Source organism: Nostoc sp. (genome assembly GCF_036917155.1).
Classification (GTDB): Bacteria; Cyanobacteriota; Cyanobacteriia; order Cyanobacteriales; family Nostocaceae; genus Nostoc.
In genome coordinates this window covers 1-15,211 of sequence record NZ_JBALDZ010000016.1, presented here as the reverse complement: position 1 = coordinate 15,211, position 15,211 = coordinate 1, and the positions used below count along the sequence as shown (strand labels likewise).

20 protein-coding genes and 2 tRNA genes are annotated in these 15,211 nt (G+C 42.5%); 13 read left to right on the top strand and 9 right to left on the bottom strand.

The window, feature by feature from the left end:
* The first annotated feature begins 197 nt into the window (after positions 1–197).
* The 4 genes from V7K67_RS02155 to V7K67_RS02140 all read left to right on the top strand — a co-directional run bounded on the left by V7K67_RS02155 (position 198) and on the right by V7K67_RS02140 (position 1,432).
* Positions 198–455, top strand: coding sequence for a hypothetical protein (locus tag V7K67_RS02155; RefSeq protein WP_334732677.1), 258 nt, complete (start codon positions 198–200; stop codon positions 453–455).
* A 131-nt stretch (positions 456–586) separates the two neighbouring features.
* Positions 587–1,081, top strand: coding sequence for a COP23 domain-containing protein (locus V7K67_RS02150; RefSeq protein WP_334708127.1), 495 nt, complete (start codon positions 587–589; stop codon positions 1,079–1,081).
* 200 nt (positions 1,082–1,281) lie between these two features.
* Positions 1,282–1,354: transfer RNA gene (locus V7K67_RS02145), tRNA-Met, on the top strand.
* A 3-nt stretch (positions 1,355–1,357) separates the two neighbouring features.
* Positions 1,358–1,432 (top strand) — tRNA-Met (locus V7K67_RS02140).
* A 169-nt stretch (positions 1,433–1,601) separates the two neighbouring features.
* Here V7K67_RS02140 and V7K67_RS02135 read toward each other — a convergent pair.
* The 6 genes from V7K67_RS02135 to V7K67_RS02110 form a co-directional block, all read right to left on the bottom strand.
* On the bottom strand, positions 1,602–1,988 hold the full coding sequence (locus tag V7K67_RS02135) for a hypothetical protein (RefSeq protein ID WP_335165090.1): 387 nt from the start codon (positions 1,986–1,988) through the stop codon (positions 1,602–1,604).
* 77 nt (positions 1,989–2,065) lie between these two features.
* On the bottom strand, positions 2,066–3,475 hold the full coding sequence (locus V7K67_RS02130; protein ID WP_335165088.1) for a hypothetical protein: 1,410 nt from the start codon (positions 3,473–3,475) through the stop codon (positions 2,066–2,068).
* A gap of 167 nt (positions 3,476–3,642) precedes the next feature.
* Positions 3,643–4,275 carry a hypothetical protein gene (locus V7K67_RS02125; RefSeq protein ID WP_335165086.1) on the bottom strand — a complete coding sequence of 211 codons (633 nt, stop codon included), beginning with the start codon at positions 4,273–4,275 and terminating at the stop codon, positions 3,643–3,645.
* Positions 4,276–4,302: 27 nt separating this feature from the next.
* Positions 4,303–5,040, bottom strand: a complete 738-nt coding sequence (locus V7K67_RS02120) for a hypothetical protein (RefSeq protein WP_335165084.1) — start codon at positions 5,038–5,040, stop codon at positions 4,303–4,305.
* Positions 5,041–5,140: 100 nt separating this feature from the next.
* Positions 5,141–6,553 carry a hypothetical protein gene (locus tag V7K67_RS02115; protein WP_335165082.1) on the bottom strand — a complete coding sequence of 471 codons (1,413 nt, stop codon included), beginning with the start codon at positions 6,551–6,553 and terminating at the stop codon, positions 5,141–5,143.
* Between the two features lie 133 nt (positions 6,554–6,686).
* Positions 6,687–7,328, bottom strand: coding sequence for a hypothetical protein (locus V7K67_RS02110; protein ID WP_335165080.1), 642 nt, complete (start codon positions 7,326–7,328; stop codon positions 6,687–6,689).
* Between the two features lie 377 nt (positions 7,329–7,705).
* Between V7K67_RS02110 and V7K67_RS02105 the strand changes: the two genes are divergently transcribed.
* Entirely contained in the window at positions 7,706–7,951 is a 246-nt protein-coding gene (locus V7K67_RS02105) for a hypothetical protein (protein ID WP_335165079.1), read from the top strand.
* Between the two features lie 313 nt (positions 7,952–8,264).
* On the opposite strand, the gene V7K67_RS02100 is transcribed toward V7K67_RS02105, so the two are convergent.
* Positions 8,265–8,492 (bottom strand): hypothetical protein, encoded by a 228-nt coding sequence (locus V7K67_RS02100; protein WP_335165077.1) that lies wholly within the window; start codon positions 8,490–8,492, stop codon positions 8,265–8,267.
* Between the two features lie 762 nt (positions 8,493–9,254).
* Between V7K67_RS02100 and V7K67_RS02095 the strand changes: the two genes are divergently transcribed.
* From V7K67_RS02095 to V7K67_RS02060, 8 genes are all read left to right on the top strand, one after another.
* Positions 9,255–9,548, top strand: a complete 294-nt coding sequence (locus tag V7K67_RS02095; protein WP_335165075.1) for a hypothetical protein — start codon at positions 9,255–9,257, stop codon at positions 9,546–9,548.
* A gap of 17 nt (positions 9,549–9,565) precedes the next feature.
* On the top strand, positions 9,566–9,922 hold the full coding sequence (locus V7K67_RS02090) for a hypothetical protein (RefSeq protein ID WP_335165073.1): 357 nt from the start codon (positions 9,566–9,568) through the stop codon (positions 9,920–9,922).
* A 44-nt stretch (positions 9,923–9,966) separates the two neighbouring features.
* Positions 9,967–11,007 carry a hypothetical protein gene (locus V7K67_RS02085; protein ID WP_335165071.1) on the top strand — a complete coding sequence of 347 codons (1,041 nt, stop codon included), beginning with the start codon at positions 9,967–9,969 and terminating at the stop codon, positions 11,005–11,007.
* 75 nt (positions 11,008–11,082) lie between these two features.
* Positions 11,083–11,457 (top strand): hypothetical protein, encoded by a 375-nt coding sequence (locus V7K67_RS02080; protein WP_335165069.1) that lies wholly within the window; start codon positions 11,083–11,085, stop codon positions 11,455–11,457.
* Between the two features lie 213 nt (positions 11,458–11,670).
* Positions 11,671–12,219: a hypothetical protein gene (locus V7K67_RS02075; protein WP_335165067.1), complete on the top strand. Its 549-nt coding sequence runs from the start codon at positions 11,671–11,673 to the stop codon at positions 12,217–12,219.
* A 15-nt stretch (positions 12,220–12,234) separates the two neighbouring features.
* Positions 12,235–12,453 carry a hypothetical protein gene (locus tag V7K67_RS02070; RefSeq protein WP_335165065.1) on the top strand — a complete coding sequence of 73 codons (219 nt, stop codon included), beginning with the start codon at positions 12,235–12,237 and terminating at the stop codon, positions 12,451–12,453.
* 150 nt (positions 12,454–12,603) lie between these two features.
* The gene (locus V7K67_RS02065; protein WP_335165063.1) at positions 12,604–13,140 is read left to right on the top strand and encodes a hypothetical protein; all 537 of its coding nucleotides are present in this window, start codon (positions 12,604–12,606) and stop codon (positions 13,138–13,140) included.
* Positions 13,128–13,868: a hypothetical protein gene (locus tag V7K67_RS02060; protein ID WP_335165061.1), complete on the top strand. Its 741-nt coding sequence runs from the start codon at positions 13,128–13,130 to the stop codon at positions 13,866–13,868. Before V7K67_RS02065 ends, V7K67_RS02060 begins: the two co-directional genes overlap by 13 nt.
* Before the next feature lie 150 nt (positions 13,869–14,018).
* On the opposite strand, the gene V7K67_RS02055 is transcribed toward V7K67_RS02060, so the two are convergent.
* Together V7K67_RS02055 and V7K67_RS02050 are read right to left on the bottom strand one after the other, a co-directional pair.
* Entirely contained in the window at positions 14,019–14,972 is a 954-nt protein-coding gene (locus V7K67_RS02055; RefSeq protein WP_335165059.1) for a hypothetical protein, read from the bottom strand.
* A 5-nt stretch (positions 14,973–14,977) separates the two neighbouring features.
* Positions 14,978–15,211, bottom strand: a 234-nt coding sequence (locus tag V7K67_RS02050; RefSeq protein WP_335165057.1) for a hypothetical protein, incomplete at its 5' end; no start/stop codon positions are given.

Genomic DNA, 15,211 nt, shown 5'->3' with positions numbered 1-15,211 from the left:
GCCATTTTATCTCCACCTTCAGGAGTATATGACATTGATAAACTCAGACATGAGATATTACTTAAGTAATAATTTAACTAGTTACTTTTATCACTAGTGTATATCTGTTTTAACTCATATCCTTATAAATATGAGACATCGACCAGATTAAGGTTTCCAGAACTTTAATCATACAATTCACTAAAGGAGATTTAGTCATGAATATCAAACAAATTCTTGCTGGTGCAGTGCTTCTTTTACCATTTGCTGTTACTTCTATTCCTTCACAAGCGTCAGCATCACAGGTTATTGTTAATCCCCATAGTCCTAATAGACCTGCTCAAATAATTGCAAACAAACCACCACAAGTTAAGCGTTATACACCACCAGTTAAAAAGAAAGTGCTAGTTTCTGGACATTGGGAAACAACAAATCATGGTCGCAAGTGGGTTGCGGCTCATTATGTATACAAATAAAAACGCCTAAAACCTCAAGCCATTGGAATACAAGAAGTGAAATCTTCTTATATTCTCTCTCTACTAGAAGTAGAGAGTGTGTAAAATACAAGGCAAATAAAAACTTTTTACTTAATATTTGAGAGATACTCATGAAATTGGCATCATTGACAAATGTTTTGGTTGCAGGTGCGATCGCTCTCGGTGCAACTGCAACCATCAATCAGCCAAGTCAAGCCGAAAGTCGGCGAGGATTTTATTGTGACACATCAGGAAACAAACCCGTGACAGTGTACACAAATCCTAAAGGTGTGACTGAGCCTTGGATTCGCTGGACTTCCAATTACTTTAAAGACGCTGGCTACGATAAGCTGACGCGCTGCCAAGATGTGAGCCACCGCTTGGAAACTTACCGTCGCAACAGAGAACTGAAGTTTATTACTGTCGGCAAAATGAATGGACAAAATGTGGTTTGCACCGCAAATCAAGTTAGTGGACGCTGTGAAAACTTGATATTGACCCTCAAACCCAATGAAGATGGCGTGCAAGCGCTAAATAATCTCCTGGCTTGGCACCAACCCCTGAGTAAAAGCAATAGAACACCTTACGTTGATTTGAGAGAACATCTAGGGATTCCCAAAGAATAAATACAGCTATTTCCAGGTAAATAGACCACATGGTAGGGGCGCAAGCAATGCTTGTGCCCCTACCACAGATAGTTTTTCCTGTGCTAAATTTGAACTGGTATAGTCAAGAAGTTACAAAGCTATAGTTTAGGTTCCATAAGCCTAACTGGTGCGCCAAGCTTTTGCATAAGCGTATACCGCCGAGTACTTTAAACCATATCGCTTGATTAGCTCAGTTGGTAGAGCGATCGACTCATAATCGATGCGTCACAGGTTCGAGTCCTGTATCAATCACCCAGGAAGTTAGCTCACTGGTAGAGCAATCGACTCATAATCGATGTGTTGTAGGTTCGATTCCTATACTTTCACCCAACCCTGTCCGGGTTAAAAGACAATACCCTTCCAAGGTATTCTTTATACCTTTAAAAGCATTACTGTATATACTTTTCACTGTTACCGTTAGACTAGCGTACCATCGTTGTACCGCTTGTCGTCTGATTGATAAGTAGAATAGGCATCTTATTGCGTATCTCTATTAAACTTACTTATCATTCGGCACAAATAAGATTACTGTGGTAATTCTGGAAGTCCCTAACTTACCATATTTTGTGCGCCAATATGTACATGGAGGATACATTACTTCAGTGATGGGCATTTGGTACTTTATTTGCCATATTTCGCAGTAGCTTCCGTTTGCCGTTTTTCCGGCACGAAATATCCCCTTGAACATGCACTCTTTTACAGCGATCGCTAAAGCACTATCTTGCTGAGTAAGTGAGTGTCCATCTTGGTGCATAACACTTCTCGCGAGTCCGATAGCATCTGATAATGAGATGGCACTACTACTAGTGCCATTAGTTGCGAAACTCCACCTTCTAGATTGTGGCGGGAACTCGGAAAAATCTCGTTTATCGAATATTGTTGTCACGGTGATATACCTCTTGTTTTACACGTCGTTAAATACGTCGTTTTATACGTCATTAATTATGACGTTACTATACGACGTTATTCTTTTACAAACACCATACGTTCGCCTACTTGACGGTGGTTGTACCCCAATCCTGACATTATGATGACGATATCCGAAGATTGTCGTTGCCCTACCTCGTATGTGGTGACTCGTTTTACATGGTCAAAAAGTTCAGTCTGTGCGATAACATCTGATGACTTGTTTAGTCCCCAAGCCTTAGTGTAGACATCGTCGTCAGCTTGGCTGTCGGTATGTTGTAAAGACTTCACGTACTCCTTGACAACTATGCCGAACGGTGATTGTATTCCCGTGTTCTGACTAGAAGACCACTCGATATGGTCTTTTAACGCTTGCATTCCATCATTTATACTCCACATGCCCAGCATTGTACCCACAGCGATCGGTACTCTCACTTTGTCGAAATCTCGACCCTTAAAAGGTGTGTCACTACTTGGCATCTTGATCAATGTAGACAATGCTTTGATATACGGTTTCTCATTCTTTTCTTTCCACTCATCGACCCATATTTTGCGGTACTCAACTTGCATTCGATCCCAATTAAAGGCATCTCTCTGAAGCTTTGGATGTTGTTTTTTGAAGACAAAAAACAGACACCTATCGGCAATTTCTTGCATTGAGCTATTGTCACTACTGCTTCCATTATGGATAGAGGTTATTACCTTAAAGCAGTGAGTAATAAACATAGAAGGTCTGTTCTCGCTGCCTATCTCTGACATTGTAGAGACAGAACTTTTCTTATCAGTTGCAAGAATAATGGAGTAATGTTCTTTAAGTGTCGTGTTGAGCATATCTGGAAAGAAGTTATCTATCTGACATATACCGGGCTGTCCAGTACCAAAGCATCTATGAAGTCTATCTCTAAAGGAAGCGCCCGTACTTCCTGGTCTGTACTCCATACTCATGCGCTCTGGGAAATGACTCCTAAGAGCGTCAGCCATTACCGATTTGCCACTACCGGGTTTACCCTCAAAATACGCAATAGGTATCTTTAACGTATCTCTAATCGTGGCTTGACAATTCATCAAAGCAAGCGCTGTTAAACACTTGTGTTGTATGCCTTGATCTGGCATTGGATGAAATTGTGGAAGGTAAACGTATTGATACCACTCCCAATAATGATTTACGTCTTCTATCCATGTTTCAGTTACGCCGCAAGGAAAATCGAGACCGTTGTCATCGTATTGATAGGACGGAAAATCATCAGGTCGCCTTGTTGTAGGCAATGGAGCGTTGTCGGTCGGCTTACTGTCAGCGTGTCTTAATCCGTCCAATGCTATAGCGATATCAGTGAGCATTTGCTCTTTATCCTCTGGCGACATCGAGCGACAGTCGTCAACGTCTGAGTACAATTCCTGAAGATATTTCACTGGGTTACTTTCGTAAAGGTATGAAGCGAGTTTCTCAGCGTAGAGTGTTTCTTGCATGGTTTACGGTTGGATGATGACTTGTATGCGGTTTGTATGCGGTAGATGCCATGCTGGTGACATCTTTTATAGCTGTTATAGCGCTGATGGACAGTGACATATCTACCCAATAAAGGCAAATAATTGATACTAAAAGCATTGCCGTTACCGAGCGTAAGTGTTTGTCATCACTCATGGTATTGCATGTTTGGTGATAGGTATTTGGCAGTGATTTCTGGGCGAGACGCACTGGCAACAAGGATGGCAGTTTTTACGTGAGCTAAGGTGTACTCAATACCGTGACTTTCGTGCCTCAGAACTGAGTACGATTTACCGCTCCAATAAAAAACATCCCATACTTGATCAATATCCTGATCACTGATACCTGGGTCGATGTCTGGATGATATAAGCGCACACAAATTGGTGAGAAATTGTATTTTATCCACTCAGCTTCAGCTAGAGTACGACAATCGGTAAAGACAGGTGTATATCCTTCGCAGCGTTTCTTTGCGTAAGCAAGTTTATCGATCTCTAAAGTAGTTCCGCCGCACCCTCTGAATGTTACGTCTAACATATCTAATAGTGTCGTCAAGGTGTGATATCCGCGAACGTTGAAATTGTACTCAGAGCGCAGTTTCTTGTTTTCGATGTCATCATCATCAAGGTCTAGCCAATCACTAAAAAGGTGCTTGATTATTGCCGAGAATTTAATATTTTTGTACTCACGATTATCGAGGCATAGCCTGTTAGCGATAGTGTCTTTACCGACGCCGGAGTAACCGAGTAAAACGATAGCGGTAGGTTTTTGAGTGTTTGACATGATGTTTTTTTGTGTGATTTGATGTGTTTATTCAGAAATAGTCGCTTCTCTTAGCGCTCTGATGATGCGGTGGGTAATACTGCCTTTGCAGTACTTCGCAAAAGCAAACTTCACCTTTGCGATCGTGATGAGTGTTTTGCAGTTGTCGATGTGGTTTAGACCTATAGACGTGGAACCCTCGATAACGTCTAACTCACGCAACTGTGCGGCGGTTTTACCGCATACCGCGATAGTAATAGCGTCGTGTACCATTGCACAGTTGAACTTAAAGCGGCAACAAGCGTTAACGAGTGCCGTGTGAGAGTCTTTGAGATATTCCCTACTTTGGCGATATTCCTCGTATGCAGATAACGTCTGTTGTTCGTACCGTGCCTCTGTTTTGACAACTTCAAAGACAGTGTCACAGCGTCGATCTAATGCTTCTAGTGCTAAGGCATACATCAATGCTTCTGCTTTAGAATTATCTTTCATTGCTCTACTTAGCCAAAAAGTAGATGCGATAGTAATCGTTAGTCCCATGATGTTGCGATTATTGCCACCGCGTCCTTTTGTATCATTGACGGTAGGAATGTCGATTCTATAATCATTACTGGGTAAGTATTTCGCCTGTTTTGAGGTCAAAAATTGACGGATCAAACTTTCCTTTTCATCTATGGCTTTTACTGCTTGAGCTTGGCTCATGACATACCGTAAATCCACTAACTGAAACACCTCAACCTCAATACCCGCTACCGTGATAATTGCTCTTTTCGCTTTGTCTGACATTTTCGTGACTCCGTTATATGTGGTGTATGTGTGTTGTAAACAAAACGTCGTAAATGTACGTCGTAAATGATGACGTTTAAAACGTCGTACAATAACGTCGTTACTCTCGTGACTCATACCCTAAGCTGTGGTGTCTTACTTCCTTGCCCTTCATTTGCTGTACTTCATATCCCAGTAAAGTGAATACAGAATGCCAATTTTCACCGCCGTTACGCGATATTTCTACCGAGCGTGAGGATTGCCACTCTGGGAATTGTTCACAACGAATAAAACACCGATCCTCTTTACTCACTCGCAATGCACCGGGAATGCTATAGCGATCACAAAACTCGTTATCACATACGGTTTTCGCTTTGATGTGGGTAGTAGAAGTGGTCATCAAGCGCTTGAGCATAAAGGACTTTTTGTACCAATTCACCTGCTTGTTCCCGATAAGGAATATCTCATCTATGACTGCAAACTTCTCACCTACTATTTCAATATCGAAAACATTCGCATCCCATATCAGAGTGTTGTAACCTGATTTTTGGTACTTCACTATCATCGGTACTACGACTTGGTCTAAGTTGTCGTGTTTCGCTTTGAGAGCCGCAAGGATCGAGTGCTTGACGGATAGCTTGCATTGATAGCTTGAGTGCAATATCAAGACATCATTGCTACTTACTTTGGTATTCACGGGAGCTTCCACAAGCAAATCACCTATTACGAAATTGGCGATCGCTGGGATATTATCGCGCTTTGTGTAAATAGGCAGACCAGCGTCACGACTACTAGAGAAGCTTTCGAGATATCCTGCGATAGCATTTATCTCCTGTAGTAATACTGCGAGAATTTCTTGCCGTGATAAAGCTCCCGTCTTGTCTGTGACTGTCCCACCATGTCTACGATATGCACTCAGTTTTTTACTAGCAAGAGTACCATTAGCAGCTACTAGTGGAATGATAGACTGCAAATCCTGTAACCAGTAGTGGTAATCGTTGTAAGGTGGCGTGATTGCTTGTCCTATACCGTTCGCTATGAGTGTTTCAGCGATAGTCGCACGTGCTTCAGGATCGCCTATCTCGTTACGACGAACTTCCTTGTCGTGGTAGCAGATAATCTCCTTCATCTTGGCAGTATCGTCAGAAATGTATGCTAAGTGTTGAGCGCTTGATCCGTAGTCATTAGCAGTGGTGTCAATGACGTCCGAGAATGCGTCAGAAATATTCCCTATCCACTCAGAATCGCTTGTGTTATCGGGAATGTAGCCTGTTTTTGGAGTAGCACTGCATTCGTGGGTATCGATATTGTAGTTGGTAGTCAAATCAGTGTATGCAGTTTCATTGCTTACAAACATATAGCGTAGCGCTACAGTCCATGCGATAACCTTTTTAAGGCTGTAATAAGGTATTAGCTTGCATCCTAATGCTTGCCCTTCTGCGAGTATCTCAGCTTTTGTCATCTTAGTGAAACGTGCGATCGCATCGTTAAATACTTCAATCGATGGTTTTGTTGTAATGAGTGCTTGTGTCATGGATATGTCCTTGTAGGAATAACGTCGTTATTGATCGTCGTTTTTAGCGTCGTTTAAAACGTCGTACTTTTACGTCGTTCTAAAAATAAGGTGTCTACAGGTAAGGTGCGTATCTCTCGACAACCGTCAGAGGTTACTTATCCTCAAAACCCCAGGCTTTGGCGAACATTGCATCTGTTTCTTCTTTGGTGCGGGTTTGACGACCTGCTACTTTCTCGCGTCTCCTGATAACGTCATCAGCGATCGCTCGGTGTTTGTCGATCACCAGGGTGTCCTCTTCAGCGTCTAAGGATTCCCATATCCCCTTAAGCTCATCTATCTGTACTTGTAACTCGTGTATGTCCTTTGTCGCTGCATTCTTGCGATCGCGGATGTTCTTAAACTTAAGGTCGTATTCACTGGGAAGTGCTTTTGCTACTTGCTGTGGTGCGGTGACTTGCGCTTGTGGCTGAGGTTGGGAATAACCTGCCAATGAGTACATGAACTTGCGAATACCAAGTTTCAGGAATTGCACTGCTATGGTGGGGTTGTCTTTGATTATCCACTCAGCAATGATGTTTTCGGTTAACAAAGTTGTGTAACGACAACCTACTCCAGTCTTGATTTCAGCTTTTTTAGTATCTTCTGAGTTGTGGGAACGAACACGTTTACTAATAGCCTGTTGAGTTAATCCTGCCATCCTTGCATAGCTACTAATAGATGCAAAGGATTCTCCGGTCTTATCGTCGATATAGATTTCAAGACCGTCATTGTTGTAAGCGATTAGATTTGTCATCGTGTTTTACTCTGTAATGTTGTTCTACTTGTGGCAGTTTTACGACTTACCAAGGTCGAGGAAATACTTGTACCCGTAATGTCATTCGATGGTATTCGATACCGCAAAATAAGTGCAAAAGGTAGCGTTTTGATATGTGCAATTAGTGGTAAATGCCGCTTACAATGCCAATTGTGAGTGTTGTGTGGACTTTTCAACTAAGCGGTGGAAAAGGGAATAAGATCGTGGAAATCAGTGAGAGATATCTGCCTTCAGATGTTTTTCGTTGTTCTAGTGATAATTGTTTTCCGAATGTCTTTTCCCTGTTGCTACCCGGTTGCAGGGAATTTTATTGAACTCTATCTACCGTGATGTCCTTTTTACTTATTGAGGTAAATATGCAATTAGAAGACTTAAAAGAGATTGATACTCAGATACAAGTGTTCCGCAACAAAGAGTACACGATATTGAACCAGATGATAGAGCTAAAGAATCAGTACATCTCAGCACGACTTTCTAAGGCAGAATTACTAGCAAAAAAGGCAGCAACAATAGCTAAAGAGGATGGCGAATCCTTGGCGCTTATTATGCAACTAAGGTCAATGGCTGAGCAAGAGGAGGTAGGTCTAGCTAAAAAGGGCTAAGGACGTATTTCAAATATTGTTTGCACCTTGTTATCTCTTGGTAGCAGGGTTTTTTATTGCGTCAAAACCTCTCGGTGTCTGGTATATATCACAGAAGTATCACCTCATACCTCTTGTACATCATCGTCTCTACGGATTGGTAGCAGTCGCGTGTAGTTAGTGGTGTGGGTGGTGATTTACCCAAGGTACACTGATTGAACCCAAAGTGTCAATAGCGTTATCCCAAAAAAAACACCATCTGTTTTTAGATGGTGTTACTCGAAGTTATTTTTTATGTTTTCCAATTTCTGCTTAAGGAGAAAGTTCTCGCTCCTTAAGCCATCAATTCCCCCCGTTGTGTAGCCTCGATTCTCTCTACACGTTGTCTTAGTTCAGTTAGCTCTGATATAGAGGTTCTCCCTCCTAAATACTGGTTAATGAAGTCGATGATTACGGATGTAGCGGTTCTTCCTTCTTCTTGTGCTTTGGCGTAAAAAGCCGCTCTTAGCTCAGGCTCTACTCGCACACTTACCCTTGATTCCTTGTCTCTCTCTTCTTGCATGATGATTACCTTATGTTTGGTCACTACGATTATACTTTGTTGTCACAGCATTAACATCAGTACTCATTCGGGTTCACGGTTTACCCATGAGGCACAATAGAAAGTTTGTATAGACCTTTAGATTGTCGCTCACTGATTGACCGTAAATCGCTTCAAATATCGCTTGTAACTGAGGTCTACAGTCAGCAGGATAGCCAAGAACTTCAACCATCTCATCTATGAAGAACTGCTTTCTAGACTCAAGTATTTGATCGTAAGTCTCTATTATTTGTCTGTTTGCGATCATGTCTTTCGGTAGAAGTACACCCATTATTTTAATAACGTCGTTTTACAACGTCAATTTAAACGTCGTTTAAAGCGACGTAGATTAACGTCGTTGTTTTTGGAAGGGGTGTACATCAATATAGTGCAAGATACTAAGTTTTGCTCATAAGTGAGTAATAGGAGTCATAGCAAGGATTTCGAGTTTTCCGCGATATCCCGGAAAAGTATTTTACCAAAAACCATTGACGTTCTGGGTTCAAATGGGATAACTTAGGTGAACGAAAGCAACACACCGCCTCTCAGAGGGTGAAGGACATCGGTAGAGGTGACGTTGCTAGAGGTACCACACAGCAGTACCCAAGGGTGAAGGACATCGAAGTACTGCAAACATTACTCACAACTATTGATGTTATGACTACAATCGCAAGCGCGTTACTTTACGGTGACGGCACTGATGACGATGACGGTGATCTGATATTTGAAACACTTGTAATCCTCTTGGAGCCTACCATCTACCTTACTGGTAACACTCCCGTCACGATGACAGAGATGATGATGTCACAGTTGCCAGAAGATATTTGCACATCCGAAATCGCACAAGAGTTGCTCGATTTCGCACTACTACTTGGCACGGACGGATACACACCAGAACAGGGTGCTGACATGTATCGACACTTAGAGAAAGACTTTTTGCTCACCACTAACGAAGTCCATAAATATACGAACGTTGCTATAAGCGTGCGATCGTTCATGGATGTTCACAACGGCGGTCATTACAGCACTCTCGCCTAAACAAAAACATCAAAAATATGACATTAACAACAGAACGAGAAACAACACCAACAACCATGGACGGATGGTATTGGGACACTATAAGTAACACCTTTGTAACCGAAGAAGAGTACATCAGACAACAACAAGATCATCAAGAGCTACCCGCAAAACCGCTCACACAAAAACAACGCACAGTGCAGTTATTTTGCTCGCTATATGGCTATGACGAAGGTGAGAGTTACACCGCAAAGCGTATTAAAAATATCGTACTCAAAAACCTGCCAAACAACGCTTCTATGGTGTCTGCCTCGTTAGAATGCACCAGCAAAGCTTTATGGATAGCACTAGAGGGTGCGATGTGGTGGCACAGGGATTATAAGGCGAAGGAATAACGTATTATCTCCTGACCTCAGCACGTCGTTAAACTGCTGACACGATGACATACAAACAACTACCACTTTTAGGACTAAATATCATGGCTGGATACACTGCAAAACCGCTCGGATCTCTGTTTGGCGATTTCAATGTTTGCATCTACGAAAGCAATGGTGTAAATATCGCCGCTTTAAAGTCAAATAGGGGCGATGGGACATACAACTTCAAGGGTAACGATTTTGCCGTGGAAGGACGCGTGATGACGGGTGTTAAAGACGAAAAAACGGGTAAATATTATCTCGTTTATACGTCTCACCCGACATACGAGGGTAAAGATGGAAGCTTTGAGATCGCTGTCAAAGAAAAAACAGGCGATAAGTGGGGACTTAATAAAGAGAAGGGGGACGAACAGCGCTTACTTTGGCAGAAGGGCTATTACACCACTACTTTACTGACCGACGGCGTTGACAACTTCACTATCCTCGCAAAAGTGTTATCAGAGTTAGCATTCGTCGTCAAAACACCACGTCCGATTACTGCAAAGTATGTGATGTCGGATGATGACAAAAAGGATCTTGAGATAGCACTATCGGAACACCTTGCTGATTTTGCGGTTAACGGTAAACCCGCTCCTGGTAGCGCCATACTTGCTAAGGCAAAAATCGTGGCAGATAACGGTGTACTCGTACTTCCACTACTGGATGAAAAGGAACTCCCCAGGATCGAGGTCAAGGATATGTACGGTGAGGTTGAGAGCGTAAATATCGAAGCGTTCCCATTTACGTCATCCAATTACCCGATTATCGATAAGCTCGGCATAGAGTTACCCGTTATCCCTGACGCTAGTGGTGCAAAAAAAGGGTGGTCGAGCGGTGGCGGCTCGGCTACCGTTACTACGACAGTTACGGGCTATTTATCACCACAAGACCGCGCAAAGTATATAGCTGATAGCTTACGAGGTATGGATGTTGCAGTAGTTGGCGATGATATTGCGGCGATCGCTAGAGCTATTACTGACGCAAAACCAGCTAAAGGCGATAATCCTGTTACCGAACTCGTGAAACTCGCTTACCAGATGACAACAGATAACTGGATTCTATAACAACGTCGTTTACATACGTCGTATTTAACGTCATTCAAAACGACGCTTATTTACGACGTACCAAAAATACATTACATGGAAGATAAAATCATGATACATAAACGCCCTCAGATCGTTACATTATGCGGTTCAACACGATTCAAGAACGAGTTTTTAGAAGCATCGAAACAGCTTACAGCACGCGGCGTAATAGTGCTTTCAGTGGGTTGGTTTGGGCATTGCGAGGTCGATGGTATCCCTGATGATGTGAAACAGAAAGTTGATAAACTTCACTTTCGCAAAATTGATATCAGTGATTGGGTGTTAGTGCTTGACCTTAATGGCTACATAGGACAAAGCACTCATAACGAGATTGAATACGCGCTAAAGAATAACAAACTTGTTGTACTTCTTTCTCGGCTTAGGCTTGACTACGATAAACTACCTTCTGAGTTGATAGAACAACTATGATAACTACTCACAACGACAATATCCGCATAGCCTTAATAGCAGAGGAACAAATAGAAGGACTGATAATTGAGCGCGACATGACTACAGGGCAATGGCACTGGCATTATCAAGATTTTCACTCCCACACGCTCTACTCATGCTCTGATGGTTTTTCTACCAGCCTCAACGCATTGATACATTTCACAGCTTATATTTGCGAGGAATTGAAAGCAAATGACATTTACACAACACACGATGAATTCTCAAGAACACTACACACCACCACACATCATCGAGATGGCAAGAGAAGTACTGCATGATATTGACCTCGATCCGTGTAGTAGTGACTTGGCGAATAAAACCGTAAAAGCGCGAAGATACTATACATCTCAGGTTTGTGGCATTAAACGCGAGTGGACTAATTTCTATGGCACTCCTGTTAGCGTATGGTGTAATCCCCCTGGTAGTCGTCATATTAAACCGTCACTACCTATTCAGTTTTGGTCAAAATTATGCAACGAAGTAGCGGAAGGTAACATATCCCACGCACTTTACCTCGCTTATTCGCTAGAGCAGTTACAGCAATGCCAAAAGGCAGGTTATCCACCTATGGCACAATTCCCGCTCTGTATACCACGCCGACGCATAGCATTTATCGATATGGATGGTAACGAGCAAAAATCACCCACACACGGTAACGTCATTGTCTACATACCGGGAACCCTTGATAACACTGACGCATTTAAGCGAGTATTTAGTGAATTAGGCTACGTCAAAACATAAAAAGGACAGCATATTATGACAAACAGGACAATGGTTTTCCAGACTGGCAAGACGTATTTAGCAGTAGTAGACGATATATTGGGTGTAACAGTTCATCTCACTTTTTACGCGGTTACTATCGATGAATTAGGCAAAGTAAGATATGTTTTCACCAAGGCAGACGAGAGTACTGTTACGCTTGATGCTAGCAACTTAAAAGCGTACTTCAATGCAAGTAGTTACAAGGATCTGTAGCTAACGACATTCATAACGTCGTTTAATACGACGTTATTTGTGACGTTAAAAACGACGTTACTTCTAGAGAGGTACATCAATGACAGATATAAACAGCTTATTGCTGTTATGGTTTGTGTGTTTACTTATTATTTACCTTAGTGAAAACGAGTGACAATCGATAAGCCTATACAAGCAAAAAAAGTATTCTACGATACAGCGAACAAGATTGTACACCCATGCAGAACGCGCAATACCGTTACTTTCGACAGTAAAGCAGAATACGAATGCTATCTCATGCTCGATCGTCTATTTCCATCGTATAAGTATGATATTGGCATACATCACGAAATACTGTGCGGTGATATTTCATGGAAATTAGACTTTTTGGTAACAGCAAAAACGCCGTCATTGAAAACCTTTAAACAGTTCGCTGAAATCGCTAGTATCGTCAACGGTAAGCAGTTCCCTGTTATTGGCAACAATCTTTTTTTTGAATTCAAAGGACGTGCTGATAACAACTACTTGCGAAAAATGTCCTACGTTAAGAGACATAATGGCAGTCTGGCAGATACCATCATTCTTGTGAGCTATGATGACGGTGCTTTCGGTTATTGGGATAAAGAACAACGACGCTTTCTAACACACGCTATTATCGCCCAACGACATTTATCAGACATTATTAAAGAGGTAATATGGCAAGAGTAAAACGTAGTAACGAAGACGGTGGCAAAGACATTACAACGTACACCGATTTGGGCGAAATGTATTGGAGAGAGGCACTAGAGAAAGTGTATTCACCTGGTATTGATACCGTCGCGGTATGCCCTGAAATGATGCCGTTGAAAGGGACGAGGCGACTAATTGCGCGACACAAAACACGCGACAAAGTGATGGTGATATACGACAGAGATTATGTCTTTTATAGGCTGTATAACCTGTTCATTAAAAAATTAGCGATCGCCAACAATAATCAGTTCGATGACAACAGATATCAGGTAATAGTCAACGGTTTAAAAGAGTACACGTTAAAAGAGTTCGAGAGAGAGCGTCACGAACGCATAAGAAACGAGGCTGCATTACTGGATACGAAATTCCCTGGAAAGGGTATACAGCATTGGGTGACGATGCTTTCTGATGACGTCAAGGAAGATAAAAAAGAGGATGATACGACGACAGATGGTAATGAGACTACAGTACACAAAGACACGTCGATTCAAACGGATAATAATGCTACTGACGTTGAGAAAAATGAAGAAAACGACGTAAGTAATGACGTCGCCAATATACCTTGGGATAAAGTAAGGAGTGACGATAATGACGATACTACAGACAGCGGCAACAGAGGCGCTATGGACGCTATTGATATGGATAGCGTACCTGATGGTAACGAACGATTAACTGAAGCAAGGAAACGAGGTAGACCAAAGAAATAGGACTGACGCTGATCTTCAGTGAAACGCAAAACACCCTACCGAACGATGGTAAGGTGTTTTTTTATAACGTCGTAAAATACGACGCATAAAACGACGTAAAATACGACGTAGTTTAACGACGTTCTTTCTACAAAGGTATCCACTACCTCATTAATGCACCAATGGGAAGTGTCTACCAGTTGTATCCACAAGGTAGATCGGCTTCTTTACGAGCGGTATCTCAGCATAGGCATACCTGAAGCGCACGTTAGCATTCGGTCTAAACTTAGGCGGAATAATTTCCTTCTCGTACACCAACTGCTCAGTAGGCGTTACAGTATTGTCCCTCAACGGCTCATGCGTTGATAACTTATTGGCATCATACGTCAATTCTTGACATTCCAGCATCGCCGTGATAATTGGCAGTGCATCACTCTCTTGATGGGCATAAATCATTAAGCGATACCCATGTACCGGGTCGCTGTAACGATAGATATTCTTACCCTTTGCAAACTGAATACCTAGTCCACTTACTACAAAAAACTCCTTTATCAGCGTTGCCAGTGCTGTGAGTTTCGCCTTCGTGATCGTTGCTGCCGTCTCAGTCATGAGTCTAAAACTGTACTCAGCGTCAAGTCTCGCTGTCCCGTTCGGAACACTCGCAATGTCTTGCGAGAAGTAAAACGATATCTTAGGATGTCCGTCAACTGGCGGTGCAATATCGTTTGTAGAGCCGTTGTAGACTACAAGATTACTGTTGCCGTATCCCAGCAAATCCCAAAATAGCCGATGTCGCATCGCGATCAACAACTCGTTATCATCAGGTGTAATGGTACACGCTACTCTTAAGCTGCTACGTGCTGTGGCTATATTTGGCTTCCAGTCACTACCAAGATCGTTGAAAAAAAGTGCTACCGCTGCATTGTGCTGTGGATAATACACCTGTTTGAGGTGCTGAAAGGGGTCGTAGTCATCTGGTAGGGCATCCTCCGGCGGCGTGGCAGCAGTCACCGTTGTGGTAACGGGTGTTAGTGTCGCACCCGTAGCAATGTTAGAGGTTGGCGGGAACTGTCCACCTGTATCATTTATTGTTTGCGGTACTTGAACTGAGGTTGGATCTGCCATTGTCTTTAATCGTTCGCGTTAAAAATGTCATCAATAGTCGCTTGGATGATATTAGTGCTATCGGCTTGTGCCTGTGCTTGAGCGGCGATAGTCTTAGTAGGATCTGGGACTGTCAGCCCTGGGACATATTTTTTGACGCTACCATCTGGGTTGCGTAATGGTTGTCCGTGTTCATCTACCGGATCTGTTTGGTCAAGTGTTTTCGCAAATGCGTTCGCGCTGTCATTTATCGCTACCCC